Raw genomic sequence first — 20,402 nt, forward strand, 5'->3', positions numbered from 1 at the left:
ACTTTTCAAATTAACTTTTGACGAAGCTTGCATATTTAAATTCATTCTAAAAATATCAAAGATAAGTATCATCAATCACGAAACCGCATTTTCGGCACAATATTTACATAATATTGTTACAGAAAAATAAACTACAATAGAGATATGAAAAACGCCAACATTATCGGTCTTAAAGAAACCGACTGCAAAAAGATTTCAGAAAAATTAAATATTCTTTTAGCTAACTATTCCGTATTTTATCAGAATACAAGAGGCTCTCACTGGAATATTAAAGGAGATCAGTTCTTTACGCTTCACCCAAAATTTGAAGAGCTTTATAATAGTCTTGTTTTAAAGATTGATGAAATTGCAGAAAGAATTTTAACATTGGGTGCTACACCGGCTCACAATTATTCAGATTACCTTAAAGTGTCAACCATAAAAGAAAGCGTGGAAGTAAGCGATGCTACAAAAAGTGTTGAAAACATTTTAAATTCATTTAAAGTAGTTATCGATCTTCAGAGAGAACTTTTGGATATGACGGAAAAAGCAGGAGACGAAGGAACCAACTCGCAAATGAGCGACTACATTACAGAACAGGAAAAAGAAGTATGGATGTACAACTCTTATCTTGGAAAGTAAAGAAAGAAAAAATATCCGGAAAATTAAAAAAAATCACCTTACATTTAGGTGATTTTATTTTTAATAACTATATTTGCGTATAAATTACACAATTATGCACAACGTACGATTAAACTCCATTTTAGATAACGACTTTTATAAAATAACCATGCAGAATGCAGTAGTAAAATTATTCCCAGGTTCTGTGGTAAAATATGAATTCATCAACCGCGGAAAACACCAGTTTCCGGAAGGCTTTGACGCTGCTTTAAGAGAAGCCGTTGATAAGATGGCTGAACTGAAGCTGACGAAAGACGAAAAAAAGTTCATGGCAAGAACCTGCCCTTATATTGATCTTCCCTATCTTGATTTCCTTGAAGGTTATCATTATGATCCTTCCGAAGTTAAAATTCATCAGGAAGGAAACGATCTTTCCGTAACCGTTGAGGGATTATGGTACCGAACGATACTTTGGGAAGTCCCATTATTAGCTCTTATCAGCGAGCTTCACTACGAAATGAACCACATGGAAAGAGACTCCAATGAAGTGGTGATGAACAAAACACTGGAAAAAGCTGAAACACTGGCAAAACTGGGCGTTAATTTCGCGGAATTCGGAACCCGAAGAAGACACTCTCATAAAGTTCAGAATCTGGTTATGGAAGCTTTAACACAAAAGAAAGAGTCTACATTCATCGGTTCTTCCAATGTGCATTTCGCCATGAAGTATGGTGTAAAACCTATCGGAACCCACGCTCACGAATGGTTTATGTTCCACGCTGCGGAATATGGTTTCAAAATGGCAAACGAACTGGCTCTGGAACATTGGGTGGATGTTTACCGTGGAGATTTGGGAGTTGCTCTTTCAGATACCTACACAACAGATGTTTTCTTTCAGCAGTTTGATAAAAAGTTTGCGAAACTTTTCGACGGTGTTCGTCACGACAGCGGCGATCCTCTGGAATTCGCAGATAAAACCATTGCTCATTATGAAAGACACGGCATTAATCCGTTATTCAAATATATTATTTTTTCAGATGGTTTAAATCTTGAGAAAGTAGAAGAAATCACCAATTACTGCAAAGGAAAAATCGGAGTATCTTTCGGAATAGGAACCAATCTTACCAATGATGTCGGCTTAAAACCGATGAATATCGTCATGAAACTTATCGGTGTTCAGGCTCCGAACAAAGAATGGATTCCAACTGTAAAATTATCCGATGAACACGGAAAATACACCGGAGATCCTAAAATGATTGAACTGGCTAAAGAATTTTTAAGAATAAAAGAGTAATACGATGAGAAAATTTTCATTGCTGATAGGTTTGTCTCTATTTCTTTCTTCATGTGTCATTACAAAAGGGAAAGACGGACAACCTGGAAAAGCTGGAAAAAACGCTTCTAACACAAGCTCCAAAAATACATTTAATCAAGAACTGGCTACAGAACTGGGAGCCGATAAATACGGAATGAAGCCGTACGTAATCGTAATGCTAACAACAGGAACTACAAAAATTGAAGACAAGACAAAAATGGCTGAGTTAATGAAAGAACATTTAGCCAATATCGGAAAACTTGCTAAAGAAGGAAAAGTTGTAGTGGCAGGTCCGTTCACCTCAGATAACAAACAAAATTTTGAAGGGATGTTCATCTTCAATACAAAATCCAAAGAAGAAGCAGAATCATGGGTAAAAACAGATCCCGCTGTAAAAGCAGGAGTCTTCGGATATGAAATCTTCCCATGGTACGGATCGGCAGCTCTGCCTTTATACCTGAAGCACCATGAGGAAATTGCGAAAGAAAATCCTTAATTACTCAGGTCAATGAGAAAACTATCTTATGTTTTATTGTTACTATCATTAATCAACTGCAAGAATAAATCTTCCGTATTTGAAGTAAAAATAAATCATGTTTCAAAAAATATTATTGATGAACTTAAGCATTTAAAAGCAGACAACCATCTCAAATTATATTTCCAACATCCCCAAAAAGGAATTTTGGAAATAAGAGACAATAAGATTCAATTAACTTACTATGAAATAAAAAACTGGCTGTCAAAATTATGACAGCCTGTTTTTTCTAATAATCAATGCAAATATAAGGTTTACGCGCAAGTACACAACAATAAGGATTACTGCAGAAGGTATATCCCGGATTACAGACTCCGTATTCTAAAGGAACTTGGCAGTTTTCATAAAGCCCTCCTGAAATTGTTTTCAGCTCTTTTCGGTTTAAAGATTTTAAATTTTTCATAGTATTTTGTTTATTTTGCTCCTACTCTTAAGATTTTCGGACACCTCTTTAATAATTCCTTTTATAGAGATTTAAATATACAAAATATTTTAATTAAAAACTTTTGACTGGTTTTCTTATCTTTATAAAAAACAAAACATCATGAAAACCATAGAAGAAGTCCTGAAAAAATTAGACGCAATCATCATCTGGGCGAAAGAAAATCAAAGTCCGGTCGGATATTTTGCCTGCACCTACAGAATTATGACAGCACAGGTTCTGAAAGGAATTCAACAGAAAAAATTTGAAGACAATCCGAGAATGACTGTACTGGATATTGCTTTTGCCACACGTTATCTTGAAGCGTGGGAAGCTTATTCGAAAGGACAAAAATGCACCAACTCATGGTTTTTAGCTTTTGAAGCCGCAAAAAACAAAAATCTGCTCATCTTACAGCATATTTTCTTAGGCATGAATGCTCACATCAATCTCGATTTAGGAATTTCCGCTGCTTCCATTATGCCTTATCGAAAAATAAATCCGCTGAAAAAAGATTTCGAAAACATCAACAATGTGATTGCCTCCATTAACCAGAAAGTTCAGGATTCTTTAAACAAGATTTGTTATCCAGTAGAATTAATTGATAAGCTTTCGAACGGAAAAGACAACGTTATTTTGGACTTTGCCATTTCAAAAGCAAGAGATACTTCATGGGCAACTGCCGTTATCGCGTCAAATACGCCAAATTTCCTACGCGAGAACGTGATCGGAATTGTTGATTATGCCGCAGCAAAAGTTGCCACCCAAATTTTGAATCCTAAAATCCTCACTCCTTCTTTATTAAAGGAATTGAAAAAATGCGAGAGCAATGACGTGGTAAAAAACATAGAAATTCTGGCTTCCACCAAAAATGTTTAAGTTTCTTATGTAACCTTACAATTAATTTAATCCGACCCAAGTAAGACTCTTAGTTTTTACCAAGCTTTTTCATAAGAATAGCTTCCATCTTTTCGTAGCCTTTTGCCGTTGGATGAATTTCGTCTTCGGTGTAGATCTTATCCAGTCCGTTTCGGGAATCTTTCATTTCCGAATGATAATCTACGTACGGAATATTGTTCTTTTTCGCATACGCTTCAATCATTGTATTCAGGGCAATTGCTTTTTCCGCCGGATGCATGTCTTTTCTCCAGCCGAAATCATAAGCAGGAAGTACCGAACAAAGTACCACTTTTATATTATTCGTTTTTGCAAGTTCCACCATCGAAACAATATTTCCAAAAACTTTATCCAGGGAAATCGGTCCCTGATTTTCCGCAATATCATTCGTTCCGGCAAGAATAATGACTCTTTTCGGTTTTAAATTAATGACATCTTCACGGAACCTTAAAAGCATCTGCGAAGTTACCTGTCCGCTGATCCCTCTTCCGACAAAATTATTCTTTGTAAAAAATGATGGATCTGTGGAAAACCAGCCTTCCGTAATAGAATCTCCCATAAAAACAGAATTTGGAGCCGTTTTTTTGGCTACAACTTCCCGATTTTGCTTTTCATATTTAGCATAATTGGCAAAATCCTGTGCGGAAAACAAGGCTGAAAACATAACGGCCGCAATGCTTAAGAATTTCATGAAACTTATTTTTGATTTGAAAAGATGAAATAACGGAAAACAAATTGATTCTGCAAATATCTTTTCCGAAAAACCAAAACTTTTAGTTGATTAATTTTTAAAGACAATGTCACAAAAGATTTTTAATTTTTTATTACACTGAAAGTTTTGAATATCGTAATAACAGTATTATAATGATCTTTTGCAGCTTTTGCGGCTAAAAAAAATAATTCCTAATATAAAACTTACGGTTTTCCATAAAAGAAATCAATTTTCCTTTTTGTAATTTTGAAAAATGGAGATGACATATTTAATTATAGGATTTATAGCCGGAGGAATTCTTGGTGCGGTTATTTTATATTTCGCCCAGAAATCGTCTACCGTTTCGAGGAATTCTTACGATGAACTCAATAATTTACACATTAAAAACAGTTCCGATTTAGAAAATTCCAATCAGAAAATTCAGGAATTAACGCAGAATATCAGCAGAGAAAAAGAAATCAATGCACAGCAGAGCGACCTTCTTAATGATCTGAAAAATGAATTTGCCAAAATTTCTGCGGAATACGCTTCTTTAAACACTCAGTTTTCCGAACAGAAAGAATTTAATGCGAAACAGAATCTTCAGATCGAAAATCTTTTAACAGAAAAACAGACTTTGTTTGCAAAAAACTCCGAGCTTTCCGCGATTAACGAAAGCTTACAGAAATCTTTGCAGACGCAGAAAGAAGAAATCGCAAAAATTCAGGAGGAATCTAAATTGCAGTTCGAAAATTTAGCCAATAAAATCCTTGAAGAAAAAACGGAAAAATTCACCACCTTAAATCAAAACAACCTTAAAACTATCCTTGAACCATTTCAGGAAAGAATCGTGGAATTGAAAAACCGCGTGAATGAAGCCTACGAAAAGGAAAACAAAGAGCGTTTTTCTCTTGCCGAAAAAGTAAAGGAATTAGCAGAACTGAATCAGCAGATTTCTGAAGATGCAAAAAAACTGACGAGAGCTCTGAAAGGCGAAAGCAAAACGCAGGGAAACTGGGGCGAAATGATTCTGGAAAGCATTCTTGAAAAATCCGGTCTGGTAAAAGGTAGAGAATATTTTCTTGAACATGAACTTCGCGATGAAGACAACAAAGCATTGTTCTCAGAATTTTCCGGTAAAAAAATGCGTCCCGATGCGGTTATAAAATATCCCGATGAAAGAAATGTTATCATAGATTCTAAAGTTTCGCTCACAGCTTTTACCGAACTGGTAGACGAAACCGATCAGGATGTTTATTTAATGAAACTCAATCAGCATTTATCTTCCATTAAAAATCACATTACTCAGCTTAGTCAAAAAGCATATGATGATTACGGAAAATCTCTGGATTTCGTGATGATGTTTATTCCGAGCGAACCTGCTTATATTGCAGCGATGCAGGCAGACCAGAATCTTTGGAATTTTGCCTACGAAAGAAGAATTCTGCTGCTGAATCCAAGCAACCTGATTACTTCTTTAAAACTGATTGCCGATCTCTGGAAACGCGAATACCAGAACAGAAATTCCATGGAAATAGCAGAAAGAGGAGCAAAACTGTATGATAAATTCGTAGGTTTTATCGAAAATCTGGAAAAAGTAGGAAAAAATCTGGATCAGGCGAAAAATGTTTATAATGATGCTTACAAACAGCTTTCAACAGGAAATGACAATTTGGTGATCCAAACCCAAAAGCTGAAATCTTTGGGGATAAAAAATAAGAAAGACCTTCCGCAGAGTCTGGTAGAAAACTCTCAGACCGCACTAGAAAATTTAGAAGAATAAAATCTACAACCTCAGATCGGCTCTGAGGTTTTTTATTTAACTGTAAATTTTAACTAATTTTGCAGGATGTTAATAGAAAGCTTTCAGAACGAAAAAGTAAAATACATTACCAAACTTCTTACTGATAATAGATTCCGTAAAAAATCGGATGTTTTTGTGGTGGAAGGACAGCAGGAAAACGACCGCGCCCAGAAATATCATTTTGAACCCGTGGAATTTTTTATCTGTGAAACTATTTTTCAGAAAGAACTTCCCAAAGGGAAAATTCATCTCGTTAGCGAAAAAGTGTACGAAAAAATCGCCTATCGCGGAACTTCGGAAGGAATTATCGGGATTTACAAAACAAAAGAAGCCGATCTATCTGCGTTTAAACCAAAGGAAGATTCTACGATCATTATTGTAGAAGGTGTTGAAAAACCGGGAAATCTGGGGGCTATTTTGCGCAGTTGTGAAGCTTTCGGAATTGATGCGTTAATTGTTTCAGACGGAAAAACCGATTTTTATAATCCGAATGTAATCCGCTCAAGTGTAGGCTGCTTATTCGGAATGGAAATTTTTCAGGCAGAAAATCAGGAAACGTTTGAATTTCTTCAGAAAAATAATTTCAATATTTACACAACGATCATGGATGAAACTGCCGAAGATCTTTACAAAAGAGATTTTAAACAGAAATCTGCCGTTTTATTCGGGACAGAACATTCGGGGTTAAGTGATTTCTGGATCGGGAAAGGAAAAAATACACTGATTCCGATGGCAGGAAGCATTGATTCTTTAAACCTGAGCAATGCTGTTGCGATTACGTGTTACGAAACACTGAAGCAGAAGAAGGGCTAATTTGGTTGTTGGAGATTGGTGATGGTTCATCATTGATTGTTACCAAAACAACAATTACTAAACATATAAGCATAAAAGAACCGTTCCACTGAGTGAAACGGTTCTTTTATTTTTAAGCTTAGATTATTTCTTAGCAGCTTCTTCTTTCTTAGCTTCAGCTTTGATTTCTTCTTTAGCAACTTTAGCGTCAGCTTTAACTGAATCTTTAGCAGCATCAGCAGCAACAGTTACTGAATCTTTAGCAGCGTTAGCTGTAGAATCGATAGCTGTAGTAGCAGAATCTGTAGCAGCAGCAACTGAATCTGTAGAAGCTTCAGTAGTGTTAGCTTCAGTTTTTTTACAAGCAACTAGAGAGATTGCAGCGATAGCAGCTACGAATAATGACTTTTTCATAATAAATTAAATTTAATTTTGTTAATATTGTTTTATAAAATCTTTTTCTGTTCTGTTATTTGAACAAGACAAAGGTATAGCAGATAGAAAATTTGTTTAGGAAAAATAATTGTAATACCTTTGTAAAATAGTTTTACAAAATAACATTACTGATAATCAATAATTTAATCATTTTAAAATAAATTGACGGACTTAGATCTATTACATTTTGAGCAGTTAAAAAAGGATGTCCAGGCTCAATATCTGAAAGAATACACTCCTTCCTATGACGATATTTCGAAATGGAAGGGTATCGACATCATTTATTTTCAGGAAGATCTCAGAAAAAAGGCAAAAGGGAACATCAGCGAAAAATCTTTTTATACCTATTTTAAGAATTCGCCGGTTACCAAACTGCCAAGAATCGATATGCTGAATTTACTCAGTATTTATGCAGGATACGACTCATGGTATGAATTCAAAAAACAGCATCTTTTTGCAGGTGAATTGCTGCAGGATGATGAAGATTTGAAAGACAATGAACTTAAAGAACTGGAAAAAACAGTTTCTGCATCACTTGATTTGCCAAAAGATGAAGATTTACCTAAAAAACAGGAATTTAAAGCCCCTGAAAATTCAGATTTACAAAAATCAATAATTGAAAATCAATTAATTACTAAAAATTCAGAGACTGAAAAAATTTCCTTAGCAGAAGCTGAAAAACCCAAGAAAAATTTCATCAGAAAGAATGTTTGGGCAATTGTCACCACTATTTTGGTAATTCTTACAGGACTTTTAGGATTTAAAGATGCGATCTTCCAAAAAACTTATGTGTACTGTTTTACGGATGCCGACAGAAATTTAAGTATTCAGCGTGAAATAGAAATCAAAGTGATCAAGGAAAACGAATCTCCTATTCTTTACCGAATAAAACCCGGAGAATGTTTCAGATATGCCACAAAGGACAAAAATCTTAAAATGCAGATCAGTTCTCCGTTTTATGAATATCTGGAAGTGAACCGAAACTTAGAAAATGCACCCGAAGAGGAAACCATCGAGCTGAAACCCGATGATTATAAGATGGCGCTTTATTATTTTTCAACAAAGGATGTAAAGGGAGAAAATTCGCAGGAACAGAATGATCTCATCACCCAGAAAAGAAGACAACTGGAAAACCGAATCAGCAACAACGCCGTGATCACTCAGGTTTATGACAGTGATATTTACGGACTTGAAACCTTGGATAAGGAAGATTACATTACCTTAGTTACCACACCTACAACATCACTTAAAAACCTTAATGTTATCGAGATGAAGACGGATAACAAAGGGAAAATCGTATCTATTAAATTTAAAATCTCAGCCAATGAAAACAATAAATAACTTTTTGTTTTTTATCATATTAATAGGATTCACCATGACTTCGTGCATTAAAAAAGAAGAAAACGGAGGACAGAGTGATCTGGAAAAGCTACGAAATACGAACAACAAAACGGTAAAAATGGACAGTACTCAGGCTATCAATTCCATTACTTCGCAAAAAGTGCAGGATGTGCTGGATTTGTCTACGTTATATCTTTCCGGACAGAGAAATACGGAAATTGACACGGCAATTTATTCTAAAATAGAAAAGTATTTCCAGAAATCTGATTCTACGACCTTTAAGGATCTTTTTAAAGAACTCGAAAGCCTGAATGTAAAAAATGTACGCGTAAGCAATCTGAATGTTTTCCAGAAAATAAAAGAAAAGGACACGCTGAATTTCGCCAAATTCAATGTGGAATATTTTGGGGATAAAAATAAATCTTTGGGAAATTTTGAGCGAAATGCACAATACACTTTGGTATCAAAACCGGCTCAGAAAAGCAAGGAATTTAAATTTTACTTTGTGAAATTTTACTCTGATGCTCCTGAAAAAGACAGTACCACATCAGGTGTAACCAAATAATCGAGCGGAATATCATTTTCCCAGACATCATCGATATTTTCTTCGGGGTTAAAATAATTAACTCCGATTTTTTTTGTCTCTACCGATACTTTTTCAAAAAAACCATCGTAGAAACCTTTTCCGTATCCTACTCTGTTTCCTTTAGAATCGCAGTATAATAAAGGGGTAATTATAAAATCATAATCCAGAATACCTGAATCTTCATCAGAAACAGGTTCGGAAATTCCCCAGTTATTCAATTCAAATTTAGAATCTGCAAAAATTTCTACCGAAATCAGTCTTGTATCGACAATTTTAGGAACAAAAACACGAATCTTTCCGCTTACAAAGTAGCTGACGAAAATCTGGGTATTTACTTCCCTTAACTTCTCAATCGGGATGAAAATGTGGATTTTCTGGTTTTGAGAAGGCTTGAAATATTCAATGAAATTTTTAAAAACCTTTTCAGATAACAAGAAAGCCTCATCAATCGACAAGGCTTTTCTTTTTTGCATATATTTTTTTCTTAACTCTGCTTTTAACATATCGATTATGCGTTTTCAGAATCAAGGATTTTGTACAATTTATCAGACAGACGAACTCTGAAAGGCAGTTCAAAAGTAATCTGATCTCCTGCTTTTGCTGTGTCGCTGAAAACTCCGTTCACAAAAATCTGAGAGATGGTTATTTCCTGATCTCCTGTTGTGGGTCCGGAAATTAATACTTTATCTCCTACTGCAAGTTCATTGTTTTCAATTAAAAACTGAGCAATCTTAGATTTTGAATAATAATGCTCCGCCTTTCCGATCAAAGTCTTTTTAACTTTTATTTTCTGGCGGATATCTTTTGTTTCAGCTTTTGCTAAAGGCTTATCTGGTAAATCTCCGGATTTTTTGAATTTCAAAGCTTCAGATTTTCCTTTTCTGAATACTTTATTTCCTACCTGAAGACCCTTTCTTTTAGCAACCTGCTCTTCCCAAGGCAAATGAATGGTTTCCTGACATTCTGTCGAACAGCAGTTTTCCATCGCCGCTTTACATTCATCACACTGGATAAACAATAAATGACACGCATCGTTCGCACAGTTCGTATGATTGTCACACGGTTTTCCACACTGGTGACACTGCGCAATAATGTCATCGGTAATTCTTTCGCCTAATCTATGATCGAATACAAAGTTTTTACCGATAAACTTACTTTCTATGCCTTCTTCTTTTATCTGACGGGTGTATTCTATAATTCCGCCTTCCAATTGAAATACATTTTTAAAACCCTGATGTTTGAAGTAAGCACTTGCCTTTTCGCAACGGATTCCTCCGGTACAGTACATCAAAAGGTTTTTATCTTCTTTAAAATCCTGTAGCTGTTCGTTAATAATCGGCAGACTTTCTCTGAAGTTTTCCACATCGGGAGTAATTGCTCCTTCAAAATGCCCGACTTCACTTTCGTAGTGATTTCTGAAATCTACGACAATGGTGTTCGGATCTTCAAGCAAACTGTTAAATTCTTTTGCTCTTAAATGAACGCCTTTATTGGTAACATCAAAAGTCTCATCGTTCAGACCATCGGCTACGATTTTGTTTCTGACTTTGATGGTTAATTTTAAAAATGAATGATTGTCCTGCTCCACTGCTACATTCAAACGAATGCCTTTCATGAAATCGTATGCTTCAAGTGTCTCGCGAAATGCCTCAAAGTTGTCGGCAGGAACGCTCATCTGAGCGTTAATTCCTTCATGCGCCACATAGATACGACCAAGCGCATCCAGTGCATTCCAGGCTATAAATAAATCGTCGCGAAATTTTTTGGGATCTTCAATTTTGGCATACGCATAGAAAGATAGGGTAAGGCGCTCTTTTCCGGCCTCATCAATTAGTCGAGCTCTTTCTTCTGCGCTTAAGGTGTTGTACAGTTGCATGCTATAAACGTTTTAAGTGAGAAAATTTTTGCAAAGATAATTATTTTCAGATTAATGAAAAATATAAGATTTGTCAGGTATATATTCAGATTGGTACTCTTTTGGATGAATCATCTTCAACCTTTGTAATTTTATGACATTTAAAACATCAATATGCCATAATGTCATTAAGATTTTTTTAAGGTTCGTTAATTGAGATTTTAAAATTTATGGGATAATGCATAAATTATTGCAATTGTTGTTAAATTTTAGTTAAAAATGAAACATTATGTACCAATTGCATACGTATTTAGCATTAAATTTGTTTCCAGTAAAATGAAAAAGTTAACATCAATAAATAACAAAGAAAGATATACAATGAAGAGTACTTTAAAAAAACTATTACCATTTGCAGTAGTGGGAGTAATTTCCGGTGCTACTACCGTTGGAGGATTACAGTATCTTAATCACGATTCCAACAACGCAGATCAATCATATTTTACAAAATCTTCTAATGTTTCCTTCGCAGGGATGAATTCCGCTGCAGTGGGGGACGATTTTGTAAAAGCTGCCAAAACGACAGTTCCGGCAGTGGTAACCATAAAAAATTATCAGTCCAGAACCACAAGCAGAGCTTCTGAGCAGGATATGTTCGATTTCTTCTTTGGAGATCCTTTCGGAGGAAGAGGACAGCAGAGACAAAAGCAGCAGGTTCCGGACAATATGCCTTCCGGAATGGGATCGGGAGTTATCATCTCTCCGGACGGATACATCATTTCAAACAACCACGTTGTTGCAGGAGCCAATAAACTGGAAGTTGTTTTGAGTAACAAAAAATCGTATATCGCCACTTTAGTAGGAACAGACCCGAATACAGATATTTCCCTTCTTAAAATTGAAGAAAAAGGATTGCCTTATTTAAATTTTGCGAATTCCGATAATATTGAAGTAGGACAATGGGTACTTGCCGTAGGAAATCCGCTTGGATTGAATTCTACCGTTACAGCCGGAATTGTCTCTGCAAAAGGCAGAGGAATCGGAATTTTAAGTTCACAGGGAAAAGCAGCCAATCCGATTGAAAGTTTTATTCAGACCGATGCAGCAATTAATCCGGGGAACTCCGGAGGAGCTTTGGTAAATACAAACGGAGATCTGATCGGGATTAACTCAGCGATTCAGTCTACGACAGGTTATTACCAAGGATACGGATTTGCAGTTCCGGCAAACTTAGCGAGAAAGATTGTTGAAGACATTAAGAAGTTCGGTATCGTACAGAGAGGATTCTTAGGAGTAACTTCTTTAGATCTATCCGACGATCAGCTTGTTGCCGCTTACAATAAAGATAAAAAGACCAATTATAAATCCGGTTCAGGAGTTCTGGTAACAGGATTCGGAGAAAGCAGCGGTGCAGAAGATGCAGGATTAAAAGTAGGTGATATCATTACCCAAATTGATACAACACCAATTACAGATTTTGCAGATCTTTCCATTGCCATCGGAAGCAAACGTCCTGGAGATAAAGTGACGGTAACTTACCAGAGAAACGGAAAACCTTCCACTACAACCGTTACATTAAGAGATCAGAAAGGAGGAACTTCTACAAGAACGAAAGCGGATCTGAGCGTAACGGAAAAAATCGGAGCCGATTTCCAGAGTATTGATGATAAAACAAAAGCATATTATGGTCTGAACAGCGGAGTAATTGCCAAAAATGTAGTTGAAGGCGGTGAAATGGCTAAAGCAGGAGTCGTAGACGGATACATCATCACAGAGATCAACGGAAAACCTGTAAACTCTCAGAAAGATGTAGAAAACATTCTGAATAAGTTCAATGGCACTGCCCAGATCAAATACATGGATGACTACGGAAGAGGGTATCAGAGAGGCTTTAAAATGCCTTAATAAAAAGAGCTAAACTTCACTTCATATCAAAAACTCGGCTGCCTCAAATGAGGCAGCCGAGTTTTTTTAGTTTAATATTCAGAAACATCTTATTTAATTGAAAAAGAAATCCTGCAACTGAAATTAGCAAACGATCCTTCCGGAAAGCTTCCTGCACCCCTGCAGCAAACTTTCCGGAAAGCGGGAAACCTTCCCGCACCCTAGTAAGAAACTTTCCGGAAATTGAGTACAAACAAAAAACGCTGCAACCTGCAACGTTTTTATAATTATGATTTATTCATTTTTTCAGCGATTCTTCTTTTTTTCTTTCGTTCATAAATGACTTCTACAATTTTACCACCGATCCACGAAAACGGGAAGAACGTAAGAAAAATAGAGATTTTATAGAAGGTAGGATGATAAGGGAAAACAATAACATCCAGCATGGCTATAAAAAGCATAATGAAACCGATAAGAATAGCATAAGCTACTTTAGCATATTTTACGATAATGGCAGTTGCCACTCCTCCCACTGTAGTTCCCAGTCCGGAAACAAACAGCAGGAAACCGAAAAACGCACCGTCGTTCTGCTTGCTCTGAAGAAATCTCTGCCAATGCTCAAACGGAGCAAAAGCGTCGAAATTTACCCATTGCGGAAATGCTCTTATCCCAAGAGTAATGATGAGTCCTGCAATCCCAAGACCTACGATAACCGCAATTGTATTTCTTATAAAATTCATTAATCCTGATGTGCGATCATAGAAATTTCGATATCCACATTTTTCGGCAGACAGGAAACCTGTACCGTTTCACGCGCAGGAAAGCTTTCCGCGTCCAGATAGGAAGCGTAAATATCATTCATTACCGCAAAATCATCCATGCTTTTAAGGAAAATGGTTGCTTTTACCACATTCTTAAAAGTCATTCCTGCTTCTGTAAGAATTGCTTCAAGGTTTTTCATTACCTGATGGGTTTCTTTTTCAATTCCTTCTACCAGTTTACCGGTTGCAGGATCTACAGGGATCTGTCCGGAAATATACAATATTCCGTTTGCCATATTGGCTTGTGAATATGGTCCGATCGCTGCAGGAGCATTTACGGTGTTGATTACTTTTTTCATGAAAATTTATTTTGGGTGCAAATATAAAATTTATATTCTATTTCTATAATCAAATATTAGAAAGGTGCATTTGGCTGTGTAAAACTTCTGTCTTTATACTTCAGCGCATCACTTAAGATATTGGCTTTGATCCCGATAAAGAAGTCATATACTTTATACTGGCCGAAAGGAACCCAGTTGAAATTAATGGTAAAACTTCGCTGATCTCTTGCAAAACCTATTCTGGTATACGCCAGTTTCTGCGTCACCATATCATAGTGTGTACTTCCGTTGATATTCCAGTAGGGTGTTAATTTAAGACTTCCGTCCAGTCCCACAGAAGCCAGTCTCGTTGGTGTTCTGGAAGCTGAACTTTTCGTGTAGGCATAGTTTGCATTTACATTTAACGTCCATGCCTGATCGAAATGCGCATAATTATCATCATCAAAATAATAATTTTCGTTCCTTACTTCTCCTTTGGTTTTGTATTTCTTAGAATAATCTGTTTTTTCTCCAAAAATTTCGCTGCTCAGAGGATAAGACATCTGAACGTTGAATCCCTGAACACTGAAGTAGCCGAACTCTTCTGTTCTTATTCCGGCATCCTGCCCCGGAAGATAGATAATTCTGTATGGATCTAAAGATAAACTTGTATTCAGGCTGAGTTTATTATTAAAGAAAGAAGACTGTCCCGTAATCGTAATAATGGAAAAAGGATGATCTTTCGCCGCAAAATTATAATTTCCGGAAAGGTTAAGAGATTCAAAAATCTTGATCTTCTTCACTCCTGTAGAATCGCTTTTCGATCTTACCTTCATCTCTAAATTATTCCCGATGTTAAAACCTAAAGCTCCTACTAATCCTGTCGTCGGACTTCCGATAATTCCGCCTTCAAAAATAGAATATGGTGTTAAAGCTCCATTTGCATCGTAATAGTTTTTAAAATATCCATACCCGGAACCTCCGAAATCCGGAGAATAGGTAAACCCGATACTTGGTGTCATCATGTGTCTGATAGCTTCAATGGCGGAACCTTTCTTAAAGTTTGCCTGTCCGTATAACGTAGTCTGAATACTTGCTGTTGTTGAAAACGTAGAATATCCTGAAATTCCTTTATTAGTTTCCGTAATTACTTTATTCTGAATAGGGTCGTAGAATTTATTGATGGTTTTTGTGGTTAATGCATTATCAATATTCGCTCCCAAACTGAATGTGAAATATTTCGCTACGGTTGTATTGGTTCCCAGAGCAATGTTATTTTTCACTCCGGTCTGCAGTTTATCCCACATTGCCGCTTTAAAAAGTTCGCCTTCGTTAGTCTGAACAAAGTTTGATAAATTAATTCCTGTGTTTACGGTTAAATTTTCAAGCAGACCGGAACGCACTCCTGTCTTGGATCTGAATAAATAAAACTGATTGATTGCCACGTTCATCTGCGGCAGACGAAGATCTGATAAACCGGTGGCAAAATTCTGCGAATAGGAAGCCGTTCCCGTAATGGTAACCGGAAGTTTTAAAAATCTTTTGGTAAGGGTAACCGTAGAGTTTTGCTGGGTATTTAAAACATTCTGATTTAAAATATAATTATTGTTCAGTGTATTGTTATAAAATTTTGTACTCACAATATCTACCGATGCAGAAAATGTAAGGAAAGGATTGGCTTTGGAATCCTGTGTATGTCTCCACGCAATTCTGTACGTTCCTGTTTTGCTGTAATCATCTAAACCTTTGATCCCACGAACCATGGTTCCGATGTCCGCAGAAAAGTTTCCGGAATAGCGGTATTTTTTAATATAATTCATTTCAGGCCGCAGATTCCAACTTCCTTTGGTGTAAATATCCGAAAGGATTTTAAGGTCAAAATGTTCCCCGATCGGCTGATAATAACCTAAACCGTTCAGGAAGAATCCTACATCCTGTCTTTCCCCGAAACTCGGAATCAGGATTCCCGCAGATCTTTTGGTTGAAAAAGGAAGGATCGCAAAAGGCATGATAAGCGGAGTGGGAACCTGTTCTATATACATCTGGATCGGTCCCGAAACAATAGAAGATTTATTTTTTGTTTTTACAAGCTTCAGATATCTTGCTCTTAAAAAATAATCTGCCGCCGTATCTTTTTTCTTGATGTAATAATCGTCCGTCGTATAATCTGCGCGGCTCATCGCAAAGATACTGTCGTTGTACTTCTTGGTTTTGTTCGCGGTAATAACCCCTTCGTTTTCTTCGGTTCTTGCATTAAATGCAATTGCCTGTCTTGTTAAGGTATTATACTGAAATTCTGTAGTTTCGTATTTCTTCCCTGCCTGTGTTGTAATAACAGGCTCAATAATTCTTCCTAAAGAGTCCTGTTTTCCTCGTGCGTACATGAGATGTTTCTGCTCATCAATGGAAATATAGTCTGCATCAATCTGCATATCCTGATATTTCACTTGCGCATTTTTGTTCAGATACACCATTTTCTTCTGGAAATCTCTTCTCTGGTAGTCTGCTTTTGTCTGCAGAACAGATTCCAAAGGTTCCTTTTTCAGAACAATGGTATCTTTTTTGGAAATAGTATCATTAACCGCATTTTCAGGCAATTTTTTGGGCGTTTGCTGTGCTAAAAAATTGTTAAAAATTAGGATAATTAAAATTTGTAATATATTTTTGGAGACGGTTTTGACCAATTTTTTGTTATATTTATATGTATACAATTAAGGCTCAAAATTAATATAAATTTTAAAACTGTAAGATGTACAAAGTAAATTTTAAAATAATTTTATCATTTCTCTTCATCCTGACTGCCAACTTTATTTTTTCGCAAAAGAAATTTACCATTGTTTTGGACGCAGGACACGGAGGAAGTGATTACGGAGCAAACAGAACCTACACCGATATCGGAAGGATCTCCGAAAAGGATGTAACGCTCTCCATTACGCTTAAAGTAGGGGCAATGCTCGAAAAAAATAAAGATTTTAAAGTAATCTACACAAGAAAGATCGACGAATATCCTTCTTTGTCGGACAGAACCAATCTTGCGAACAGAAGCAAAGCGGATCTTTTTGTTTCCATCCACTGTAATTCTTCCAAAAGACCAACCGCGTACGGAACCGAAACTTATGTACAGGGACCGGATCAGAATGACACCAATCTCGAAGTGGCAAAACGTGAAAATGATGTGATCTTTCTGGATGAAAAAGATAAGCAGACCTTCGGTTCTTATGATGCAAGTTCTCCGGAATCTTTAATTGCCCTGAAACTTCAGCAAAGCAAATATCTGGAATCCAGCCTTCTTCTGGGCGGACTGGTAGAAAATAATTTTGTAAATAAAGACAAAAGAAGTTCCCGCGGTGTGTTCCAGAAAAACCTGCACGTTCTGCGTATGAATGCAATGCCTTCCGTATTAATTGAAACCGGATTCATCAATCATCCCGAAGAAAGTCATTATCTGGCTTCTGAAAAAGGACAGGATGAAATTTCCGAAAGTATTTATCAGGCAATTATTGATTATAAAAAAGCGATCGACAGAAAATCAGGTGTTTCCGCAGTGGTAAAAAAACCTGAACCTGATAAACTGGCGGAAATCGCACTGAAAAATGATTTCAGAATCTTACTGTTGAGTTCTCCGGAAAGATTCAAGGAGGGAGATCCTGCTTTAAAAGGGTTAAATTATATTCTGCCTATTAAAGAGAACGGACAGTACAAATATTATTACGGGGTTACCAACCTTGCTTCTGTAAGAGATATTAATATTAAAACAGCAAAAGACGCCGGATTCCGGAATGCCTATGCGGTAGGATTCATGCCGAACCAGAAATTAAATACGGGATACTACACCATTGAAGTCTACGTGGGCGAAAAACTGAATGGAAATTCTTTCATTCTTCAGACGCTGAAAGACGTGGAAAGAAACAAAGAAAGCGGCGTTTTCTATTATACCTACGGAAAAGTGTATACTTTGGAGGATGCGGTGAAATTACAGAAAGAGCTTGATGCTAAAGGAATTAAGAATACCGTTATTCAAAAAGTTTTCAAATAATAAAAAAATAATTTTGAAGTTAAAAAGTTAATTATTACTTTTGCAACCTCAAAATTTGGCCTATTCGTCTAGTGGTTAGGACTCAAGGTTTTCATCCTTGCAACAGGAGTTCGATTCTCCTATAGGCTACCAAATTTATATCATGCCGGATTTAAAAATACAAGAAGCAAAATTGCTTTTTAAGAAAATCCACTCTAACCCAAAAAGTTATGATTTAAAAATCAATGAAGACGGGATAACAGGCAGTGATGATAAAATAAGTTTCAGACTTGACAGGACTGGAGAAAGGGTAACTTTTGCAGTAACGATTGACGGACTTACCTTCACCAATACCACTGGAGAATGGAACAATGCGATGGTAATGCTGAAAAGCACCATCAAAAAATTAGAAAGAGAAGAAGAGAATATTAAAATAGAACAGGCAATAGATAAACTCAAAAAATATTTATCTGAAGAAAATTAAAAATTTTTGAAAATAAATTTGGAGGATAAAAAAAAAGTTTTTACTTTTGCACTCACATTTGAACGATATGGCAAATCATAAATCAGCATTAAAAAGAATCAGACAAAACGAAGTAAGAAAACTTCGTAACAGATACTACCACAAGACTGCTAGAACAGCAATGAAAGTGTTAAGAAATGAAGAAGATAAGGCTGCTGCTGCAGAGCAATTGCCAAAAGTTATCTCTTTGTTGGATAAATTAGCTAAGAAAAATATTATTCACAAAAACAAAGCAGCTAACTTGAAAAGCAAATTAACTAAGCACGTTAATAAACTAGCTTAATAAGTATAGTTGGCCCGTTCGTCTATCGGTTAGGACCTCAGATTTTCATTCTGGTAAGAGGGGTTCGATTCCCCTACGGGCTACAAAACTTAATTACTACTCTAACCTGGTAATTAATAAGAGTTGAAACTTATAAAAACAAAAAACTAACCCTGCGATAATTCGCAGAAATTAGATGGCCCGTTCGTCTATCGGTTAGGACCTCAGATTTTCATTCTGGTAAGAGGGGTTCGATTCCCCTACGGGCTACAAAAAGAGATTCATTATTGGATCTCTTTTTTTGTTTATTAATCTTAGAAAACCATCTATTTCATCTCATTCTTAATATTTATTACTACAGTTTACAAAAAGAAAAACCTTCACTGTAAAATGAAGGTTTTGGGTAGAATTAATATATTAAATCTAAATTCCGAAATTTATGAAAATGCTGAACCGTGATTTCGCTTCAATATCTCCTCCGGCAAGATTTGTGTAAGCAGGAAGCATTACTTCACTTCCCAAACTGAATTTTTTGTAGGAGGCTTCAAAACCCAGCTTTCCGTATAAAGCGCTTCCGGCAGTTTTAGGCATTACTTCTCCAAACTGTCTGTTCCAGTCGTAGACTTCCCCCTGCATTCCGAATTTTCCCGAAAGAATACTGTTTTCATTTTTCCAGAGTCTGTAAAATCCTGTCGCTGCATAATTCCACTGGTTGCCGAAACGGTAATGCTTTTTGTTTTCTGTTTTTAAAGTATAATCTGTATTCAGCAATACCGCCAGCTTATCTTTCTGAAATTTATAATTCAAAACCATCTGATAATCCCAGCTTCCTGTTCCAAGCTGAAAACTGGGATTTACTCCTGTGATTCCTTTTTCATCAAATTTTCCGATCGGAATTTTCACGCCGAAACCTCCATTCAGTTGATGGGAAGAATCTTTGGAATCGATGATCTGATAGATTCCCATTACATTCGCATCTCCGATTCCTTCAATTTTGATATCTCCCTGCAACGTTTTTTTGGTGTGAAACTGAAACGGAATACTTGCATATACACTTACATTTTTGGCAAGCGGAATTTTTCCCCAAAGCTGAACCGTATTGAAATACTGATCCTGCGTAAGATCATTGACGAATAAATTTTCTTTGGCTCTGTAATGCTGTGCAAAATATTTAACTCCGATAAACTGAGGATTCAGTAAAGATTCAAATCCGGAAGAACCGTTTCCTGCGGCGCAGCCACATGCATCACAATCATCAAAGAACAGTGGATTGAGTTCTTTGGGAATAAATAAACTGTCATGGATTTCTTTTGCCTGACTGAAAAAACATCCGGCTAAACCCAATGTTAAAAATACCTTCTTCATAAT

21 protein-coding genes and 3 tRNA genes are annotated in these 20,402 nt (G+C 36.3%); 15 read left to right on the forward strand and 9 right to left on the reverse strand.

The window, feature by feature from the left end; all coding sequences use genetic code 11:
* Nucleotides 1–144 precede the first annotated feature (144 nt).
* From B0E34_RS02595 to B0E34_RS02605, 3 genes are all read left to right on the forward strand, one after another.
* A complete protein-coding gene (locus B0E34_RS02595) occupies nt 145–621 on the forward strand; it encodes a Dps family protein (RefSeq protein ID WP_087706511.1) in 477 nt (158 codons plus the stop codon).
* Nucleotides 622–715: 94 nt separating this feature from the next.
* Complete coding sequence (pncB, locus tag B0E34_RS02600) at nt 716–1,894, forward strand: nicotinate phosphoribosyltransferase (RefSeq protein ID WP_087706513.1); 1,179 nt, start codon at nt 716–718, stop codon at nt 1,892–1,894.
* A gap of 4 nt (nt 1,895–1,898) precedes the next feature.
* The gene (locus tag B0E34_RS02605; protein WP_087706515.1) at nt 1,899–2,411 is read left to right on the forward strand and encodes a YciI family protein; all 513 of its coding nucleotides are present in this window, start codon (nt 1,899–1,901) and stop codon (nt 2,409–2,411) included.
* 268 nt (nt 2,412–2,679) lie between these two features.
* On the opposite strand, the gene B0E34_RS22395 is transcribed toward B0E34_RS02605, so the two are convergent.
* On the reverse strand, nt 2,680–2,853 hold the full coding sequence (locus tag B0E34_RS22395; protein WP_214588322.1) for a bacteriocin-like protein: 174 nt from the start codon (nt 2,851–2,853) through the stop codon (nt 2,680–2,682).
* Nucleotides 2,854–2,994: 141 nt separating this feature from the next.
* On the opposite strand from B0E34_RS22395, the gene B0E34_RS02615 reads away from it, so the two are divergent.
* Nucleotides 2,995–3,750 carry a DUF5995 family protein gene (locus B0E34_RS02615; RefSeq protein ID WP_087706518.1) on the forward strand — a complete coding sequence of 252 codons (756 nt, stop codon included), beginning with the start codon at nt 2,995–2,997 and terminating at the stop codon, nt 3,748–3,750.
* A gap of 49 nt (nt 3,751–3,799) precedes the next feature.
* On the opposite strand, the gene B0E34_RS02620 is transcribed toward B0E34_RS02615, so the two are convergent.
* On the reverse strand, nt 3,800–4,459 hold the full coding sequence (locus tag B0E34_RS02620) for an SGNH/GDSL hydrolase family protein (protein WP_087706520.1): 660 nt from the start codon (nt 4,457–4,459) through the stop codon (nt 3,800–3,802).
* Between the two features lie 274 nt (nt 4,460–4,733).
* Between B0E34_RS02620 and B0E34_RS02625 the strand changes: the two genes are divergently transcribed.
* Nucleotides 4,734–6,242 (forward strand): DNA recombination protein RmuC, encoded by a 1,509-nt coding sequence (locus tag B0E34_RS02625; protein ID WP_371263835.1) that lies wholly within the window; start codon nt 4,734–4,736, stop codon nt 6,240–6,242.
* A gap of 66 nt (nt 6,243–6,308) precedes the next feature.
* The gene (locus tag B0E34_RS02630) at nt 6,309–7,076 is read left to right on the forward strand and encodes a TrmH family RNA methyltransferase (RefSeq protein ID WP_087706522.1); all 768 of its coding nucleotides are present in this window, start codon (nt 6,309–6,311) and stop codon (nt 7,074–7,076) included.
* Between the two features lie 123 nt (nt 7,077–7,199).
* Here the strand turns inward: B0E34_RS02630 and B0E34_RS02635 are convergent, their stop codons facing one another.
* Nucleotides 7,200–7,469, reverse strand: coding sequence for a hypothetical protein (locus B0E34_RS02635; protein WP_076391816.1), 270 nt, complete (start codon nt 7,467–7,469; stop codon nt 7,200–7,202).
* A gap of 183 nt (nt 7,470–7,652) precedes the next feature.
* Between B0E34_RS02635 and B0E34_RS02640 the strand changes: the two genes are divergently transcribed.
* Nucleotides 7,653–8,831: a hypothetical protein gene (locus B0E34_RS02640; RefSeq protein ID WP_087706524.1), complete on the forward strand. Its 1,179-nt coding sequence runs from the start codon at nt 7,653–7,655 to the stop codon at nt 8,829–8,831.
* Nucleotides 8,815–9,396: a hypothetical protein gene (locus tag B0E34_RS02645; RefSeq protein WP_087706525.1), complete on the forward strand. Its 582-nt coding sequence runs from the start codon at nt 8,815–8,817 to the stop codon at nt 9,394–9,396. Before B0E34_RS02640 ends, B0E34_RS02645 begins: the two co-directional genes overlap by 17 nt.
* Here the strand turns inward: B0E34_RS02645 and B0E34_RS02650 are convergent.
* Together B0E34_RS02650 and trhO are read right to left on the reverse strand one after the other, a co-directional pair.
* Entirely contained in the window at nt 9,345–9,920 is a 576-nt protein-coding gene (locus B0E34_RS02650; RefSeq protein WP_087706527.1) for a 5-formyltetrahydrofolate cyclo-ligase, read from the reverse strand. The genes B0E34_RS02645 and B0E34_RS02650 overlap by 52 nt on opposite strands.
* A gap of 5 nt (nt 9,921–9,925) precedes the next feature.
* Nucleotides 9,926–11,293 (reverse strand): oxygen-dependent tRNA uridine(34) hydroxylase TrhO, encoded by a 1,368-nt coding sequence (trhO, locus tag B0E34_RS02655; protein WP_087706529.1) that lies wholly within the window; start codon nt 11,291–11,293, stop codon nt 9,926–9,928.
* Nucleotides 11,294–11,650: 357 nt separating this feature from the next.
* Between trhO and B0E34_RS02660 the strand changes: the two genes are divergently transcribed.
* The gene (locus tag B0E34_RS02660; RefSeq protein WP_087706579.1) at nt 11,651–13,174 is read left to right on the forward strand and encodes a trypsin-like peptidase domain-containing protein; all 1,524 of its coding nucleotides are present in this window, start codon (nt 11,651–11,653) and stop codon (nt 13,172–13,174) included.
* A 266-nt stretch (nt 13,175–13,440) separates the two neighbouring features.
* Here the strand turns inward: B0E34_RS02660 and B0E34_RS02665 are convergent, their stop codons facing one another.
* From B0E34_RS02665 to B0E34_RS02675, 3 genes are read right to left on the reverse strand one after another with little or no spacing between them, the layout of a single operon-like run.
* A complete protein-coding gene (locus B0E34_RS02665) occupies nt 13,441–13,893 on the reverse strand; it encodes a hypothetical protein (protein ID WP_087706531.1) in 453 nt (150 codons plus the stop codon).
* On the reverse strand, nt 13,893–14,273 hold the full coding sequence (locus B0E34_RS02670; protein WP_076391804.1) for a RidA family protein: 381 nt from the start codon (nt 14,271–14,273) through the stop codon (nt 13,893–13,895). Before B0E34_RS02670 ends, B0E34_RS02665 begins: the two co-directional genes overlap by 1 nt.
* 56 nt (nt 14,274–14,329) lie before the next feature.
* Nucleotides 14,330–16,918, reverse strand: coding sequence for a putative LPS assembly protein LptD (locus B0E34_RS02675; protein WP_087706581.1), 2,589 nt, complete (start codon nt 16,916–16,918; stop codon nt 14,330–14,332).
* A 65-nt stretch (nt 16,919–16,983) separates the two neighbouring features.
* Between B0E34_RS02675 and B0E34_RS02680 the strand changes: the two genes are divergently transcribed.
* The 6 genes from B0E34_RS02680 to B0E34_RS02705 all read left to right on the forward strand — a co-directional run bounded on the left by B0E34_RS02680 (nt 16,984) and on the right by B0E34_RS02705 (nt 19,304).
* Nucleotides 16,984–18,270 (forward strand): N-acetylmuramoyl-L-alanine amidase family protein, encoded by a 1,287-nt coding sequence (locus tag B0E34_RS02680; RefSeq protein ID WP_165762942.1) that lies wholly within the window; start codon nt 16,984–16,986, stop codon nt 18,268–18,270.
* Between the two features lie 57 nt (nt 18,271–18,327).
* A tRNA-Glu gene (locus B0E34_RS02685) sits at nt 18,328–18,402 on the forward strand.
* A gap of 10 nt (nt 18,403–18,412) precedes the next feature.
* Nucleotides 18,413–18,733 carry a hypothetical protein gene (locus B0E34_RS02690; RefSeq protein ID WP_087706585.1) on the forward strand — a complete coding sequence of 107 codons (321 nt, stop codon included), beginning with the start codon at nt 18,413–18,415 and terminating at the stop codon, nt 18,731–18,733.
* Between the two features lie 67 nt (nt 18,734–18,800).
* Nucleotides 18,801–19,055 carry a 30S ribosomal protein S20 gene (gene rpsT, locus B0E34_RS02695; protein WP_076391798.1) on the forward strand — a complete coding sequence of 85 codons (255 nt, stop codon included), beginning with the start codon at nt 18,801–18,803 and terminating at the stop codon, nt 19,053–19,055.
* Between the two features lie 11 nt (nt 19,056–19,066).
* Nucleotides 19,067–19,138, forward strand: a tRNA-Glu gene (locus B0E34_RS02700).
* Between the two features lie 94 nt (nt 19,139–19,232).
* A tRNA-Glu gene (locus B0E34_RS02705) sits at nt 19,233–19,304 on the forward strand.
* 153 nt (nt 19,305–19,457) lie between these two features.
* On the opposite strand, the gene B0E34_RS02710 is transcribed toward B0E34_RS02705, so the two are convergent.
* A complete protein-coding gene (locus B0E34_RS02710; RefSeq protein WP_087706533.1) occupies nt 19,458–20,399 on the reverse strand; it encodes a transporter in 942 nt (313 codons plus the stop codon).
* Between the last annotated feature and the right edge of the window lie 3 nt (nt 20,400–20,402).

This window comes from Chryseobacterium mucoviscidosis (assembly GCF_002177115.1).
GTDB lineage: Bacteria > Bacteroidota > Bacteroidia > Flavobacteriales > Weeksellaceae > Chryseobacterium > Chryseobacterium mucoviscidosis.